This is a genomic window from Kitasatospora sp. NPDC052868 (genome assembly GCF_044547105.1).
Lineage (GTDB): Bacteria > Actinomycetota > Actinomycetes > Streptomycetales > Streptomycetaceae > Kitasatospora.
The window spans coordinates 1-3,667 of the sequence record NZ_JBITZW010000053.1 but is presented as its reverse complement, the minus strand read 5'-3'; the positions used below and the strand labels follow the sequence as shown (position 1 = coordinate 3,667).

The window sequence follows — 3,667 nt, the reverse complement described above, 5'->3', positions numbered from 1 at the left end:
TACGGCCAGCCCGGCGAACGCATGTACCGCACCGGCGACCTCGTCACCTGGCGCCCCGACGGCACCCTCCACTACCTCGGCCGCACCGACCACCAAGTCAAAATCCGCGGCTTCCGCATCGAACTCGGCGAAATCGAAGCAGCCCTCACCACACACCCCGCCATCGCCCAAGCCACCGCCATCGCCCGCGAAGACACCCCCGGCGACAAGCGCCTCGTCGCCTACCTCGTCCCGGTCTCACCGGAGGCCGTGGACACCGAGCTGCTGCGCAAGCACCTCGCAACCGAACTCCCCGACTACATGATTCCCAGCGCCATCGTCCAGCTGGAGTCACTGCCGCTGACCGCCAACGGCAAGCTCGACCGCAACGCCCTGCCCGCACCCACCCGCACGACCAGCGCGTCCGGGCGGAGCCCCCGCAACGCACAGGAAGAACTCCTCTGCGGTGTGTTCGCCGAGGTCCTCGGCGTCACCTCCGTGACCATCGACGACAACTTCTTCGAACTCGGCGGCCACTCCCTCGACGCGACCCGCCTCATCAGCCGGATCCGCACCGCGCTCGGGGCCGAGGTCGCCATCCGCGCCCTGTTCGAGACACCCACCGTCGCCGGCCTCGCCACACGACTCGAAACCCAAAAGAAGGCCAGGCCGGCTCTGCGGCCGCGGCGTAGGTAGGAGGAGTTCTGATGATCCCGTTGTCCTTTGCCCAGCAGCGCCTGTGGTTCCTCAGCGAGCTTGAGGGCCCCAGCGCCACGTACAACATCCCCACCGCCCTGCGGCTGACCGGCGCCCTGGACCGCGGGGCCCTGCGGGCCGCGCTGCACGACGTCATCGAGCGGCACGAAGTCCTGCGCACCGTCTTCCCCAGCACCGCCGACGGCCGGCCCCACCAGGACATCCTCGAAGCGACGGCGGTCACCCTCGACCTGCCCGTCACCGAGGTCACCGAGGCCGACCTGGAGCAGGCCCTCGCCGACGCGGCGGGCCACACCTTCGACCTCTCCAGTGACATCCCGCTGCGTGCGGAGCTGTTCACCAACGGGCCGCAGCAGCAGGTCCTGCTGCTGATCGTCCACCACATCGCCGGTGACGGCTGGTCGATGGGCCCGCTGGCCCGGGACCTCTCCGAGGCCTACGCCGCCCGACGCGAAGGCAACGCCCCCACCTGGGAGCCGCTGCCGGTGCAGTACGCCGACTACACCCTGTGGCAGCAGGACCTCCTCGGCGAGGACACCGACCCCGAGAGCGTGTTGTCCGAGCAGCTGGCCCACTGGCGCAAGGCGCTCGCCGGCCTGCCGGAGGAGCTGCGGCTGCCCACCGACCGGCCCCGCCCGGCCGTCGCCACCCACCGGGGTGCGACCTACGACCTGGACATCCCCGCCGAGCTGCACCAGCAGCTCGCCGACCTGGCCCGCTCCCGCGGCGTCACGATGTTCATGGTCCTCCAGGCAGCCCTGGCGACCTTGCTCTCCCGCCTCGGCGCGGGCACCGACATCCCCGTCGGCACGCCCATCGCCGGACGCACCGACGAAGCCCTCGAGGACCTGGTCGGCTTCTTCATCAACACCCTGGTCATGCGCACCGACCTCAGCGGCGACCCGAGCTTCGGCGAGCTCCTCGCCCGGGTGCAGGACTCCGGCCTCGGCGCCTTCTCGAACCAGGACATCCCGTTCGAGCGCCTCGTCGAGGACTTGGCCCCGACCCGCTCGATGGCCCGGCACCCGCTGTTCCAGGTCATGCTGACCCTGCAGAACAACAGCAGGGCCGCCCTCGAACTCCCGGGCCTCGCAACCGAACTGCTCCCCGCCGGGCAGGCCCCGGCCAAGTTCGACCTGGACTTCCAGTTCGGCGAGAACTTCGACGCGCAGGGCCGGCCCGCCGGACTTCAGAGCGCCATCACCTTCGCCGTCGACCTGTTCGACCACGCGACGGTCGAGGCCGTCGCCCAGCGCTTCACCCGGGTGCTGGAGGCCGTCGCCGCCGACCCCGAGCAGCCCGTCAGCCGCATCCAGGTCCTGGACGCGGCCGAGCGCCACCGGCTCCTGACCGAGTGGAACGACACCGCCCGTGGCGTCCCCGCCGCGACGCTCCCGGAGCTGTTCCACGCCCAGGTGGCCCGCACCCCCGACGCCACCGCCCTCGTCTTCGCCGACGAGACCCTCACCTACGCGGAGCTGGACGAGCGGGCCAACCGCCTCGCCCACCTGCTGACCGAACACGGCGTCCGCCCCGAGACCCTGGTCGGCGTCCACATGGAACGCTCCACCGACCTCATCATCTCCCTGCTCGCGATCCTCAAGGCCGGCGGCGCCTACCTGCCGATCGACCCCAACTACCCCGCCGACCGCATCACCTACATGCTCGGCGACGCCCGACCCGCCCTGGTCATCACCAGGTCCGCCCAGGACACCCTGCCCGACGGCACCGCGCGGATCGTCCTCGACGACCCCGACACCGTCGCCCGCCTGGCCGGCCTCGGCACCGCCGACCCCCGGCCCGGTCTGCAGCCGAACCACCCCGCCTACGTCATCTACACCTCAGGCTCCACCGGCCGACCCAAGGGCGTCACCGTCCCCCACCAGGCGATCGGCCGACTGGTGTGGGAGAGCGACTACGTCGACCTGGGTGCCGGGGACGTCATCGGCCAGCTGGCCTCGGTGTCGTTCGACGCGGCCACCTTCGAGATCTGGGGCGCGCTGCTCAACGGCGCCGCCCTGGCGATCGCCCCGCCGAAGGGGCTGTCCGTCCTCGAGCTGCGCGAGTTCCTGACCTCGCACCGCGTGACCGCGCTCTGGCTGACCGCCGGGCTCTTCCACGAAGTGGTGGAGTCCGACGTCGAGGCGCTCCAGGGCCTGCGCTACCTGCTGGCCGGGGGCGACGTCCTCTCGGTGCCGCAGTGCCGGACCGTACTGGAGCGTCTGCCCCACGTCCGGCTGCTCAACGGGTACGGGCCGACGGAGAACACCACCTTCACCACCACCCACGCGATCCGGACCGCCGACCTCGACCGCGGGGCCGGCGTGCCGATCGGCGGTCCGATCTCCGCGACCCGTCTCTACGTCCTCGACAGCGGGCTGCAGCTGGTCCCGCCGGGAGCGGTGGGTGAGCTGTACGCGGCGGGCGAGGGCCTGGCCCGCGGCTACCTGAACCGCCCGGGCCTGTCCGCCGAGCGCTTCGTCGCCAACCCCTACGGCACTCCCGGCGAGCGGATGTACCGCACCGGTGACCTGGTGCGCTGGCGCGCCGACGGCACCCTGGAGTTCGCCGGCCGCGCCGACGACCAGGTGAAGATCCGCGGCTTCCGCATCGAGCTCGGCGAGGTCGAGTCCGCACTCGCCGCGCACCCGTCCGCCGCCCAGGCCGCCGTGATCGTCCGCGAGGACAACCCCGGCGACAAGCGCCTGGTCGGCTACGTCGTCCCCACCCCGGGCGACGGCACCCAGAGCGGCGACGACCACGCGGCGATCGCCGCCGGCATCCGCGGCGACCTCCAGCAGCACCTGCCGGAGTACCTGGTCCCCAGCGCGATCGTGCTGCTGGAGGCCCTGCCGCTGACGGCCAACGGCAAGCTGGACCGCAAGGCCCTGCCCGCCCCGGACTTCACGGCCGACGCCTCCGGCCGGGCACCGCGGACCGAGCAGGAGGAGGCCCTCTGCACCGTCTTCGC

2 protein-coding genes are annotated in these 3,667 nt (G+C 72.0%); both read left to right on the top strand.

Annotated elements, in window-relative coordinates:
* Window positions 1-675: phosphopantetheine-binding protein (locus ACIGZJ_RS36845; RefSeq protein ID WP_396461379.1), on the top strand; the 675-nt coding region annotated here is incomplete at its 5' end.
* 11 nt (window positions 676-686) lie between these two features.
* Window positions 687-3,667: amino acid adenylation domain-containing protein (locus ACIGZJ_RS36840; RefSeq protein WP_396461378.1), on the top strand; the 2,981-nt coding region annotated here is incomplete at its 3' end.